A 1,054-nucleotide genomic window follows, 5' to 3' on the forward strand; every position below is an offset into this window, starting at 1 on the left:
GGCACGGAACGTGTCAAGGATTTGAGGCCAGCGGGAGTTATGCGGCTTGAGGTTCCGGCTCCGGCTTGTTGATCCAGACCTGTTCGGGCAGGTCGAGGATCTTGGGCAGGAGCCGGTCGGTGCCGAAGCGTTCCGGGTGGGCTGCGCGGGCTGCGGCGAGGGTGTCCTCGCGGCCGGCGCGGACCGTGTGGTGGCGGCCGTGGTGGACCTCGGCGGGGGTGTGCAGGCCGATCCCGGAATGCCGGTGGCAGTTGTTGTACCAGGTCACGAAGTCGGTCATGAACACCCGTGCGGTGGCGAGGGATGCGAACCTGTCCGGGAAGACCGGCGCGTACTTCAACGTCTTGAACCAGGCCTCGCTGTACGGGTTGTCGTTGGACACCTTCGGCCGGGAATGTGACCGGGTCACGGTCAGGTCTTCGAGCAGGTCCGCCACCGATTTCGAGGTCATCGACGTGCCCCGGTCGGCGTGCACGACGTACGGGACGCCCTGGACGGCGAACACCTCCCGCATCATCGACGCGGCGAGCGGCCCGGACTCGCGGGCGTGCACACGGACGCCGACGATGTACCGGGAGTAGACGTCGATCATCACGTAGGCGTCGAAGTAGGAGCCTTTCACCGGCCCGGCCAGCTTCGTGATGTCCCAGCTGAACACCTGCCGCGGCGCGGCGGCGACCAGCTCCGGACGAGCGCGGGCCGGATGCCGGGCCAGTCGGCGACGCTCGCGGATCTGCCGGTGTTCGCGCAGGATCCGGTACATCGTGGCGATCGAGGCGACGTAGACACCCTGATCCAGCAGAGCGGCGTAGATCTGTGCTGGAGCGGCGTCGACGAACTGCGGGCTGTCCAGCAGTCGCAGCACCCGCTCGCGTTCGGCCGGCGTGAACGCGTTCGCCGGTACCGGACGCGGCCGCACCGATGGGCTCGGCCTGCGCCGGTCCCGGTCAGCGCTGGACCGGGCGATCCCGGTCATCGCCGCTGCGGCCCGGGTCGTGGTCCCTGCCCCCGTCAGTTGCGCAAACGCGTCCATCAGCGCTTGCCGAGCCCGAAG

The 1,054-nt window shown here is 69.0% G+C and carries 1 protein-coding gene; it reads right to left on the reverse strand.

Annotation, left to right across the window (positions count from 1 at the left end; genetic code table 11):
• Positions 1–37: 37 nt before the first annotated feature.
• Positions 38–1,033, reverse strand: a complete 996-nt coding sequence (locus Aut01nite_RS43055; RefSeq protein ID WP_043530838.1) for an IS3 family transposase — start codon at positions 1,031–1,033, stop codon at positions 38–40.
• Between the last annotated feature and the right edge of the window lie 21 nt (positions 1,034–1,054).

Source organism: Actinoplanes utahensis (assembly GCF_016862455.1).
Taxonomy (GTDB): domain Bacteria; phylum Actinomycetota; class Actinomycetes; order Mycobacteriales; family Micromonosporaceae; genus Actinoplanes; species Actinoplanes utahensis.

What these genes read in the sequence shown, in the direction of transcription:
- Aut01nite_RS43055 (WP_043530838.1), bottom strand. Translation starts at nt 1,033, where the DNA reads ATGGACGCGTTTGCGCAACTGACGGGGGCAGGGACCACGACCCGGGCC.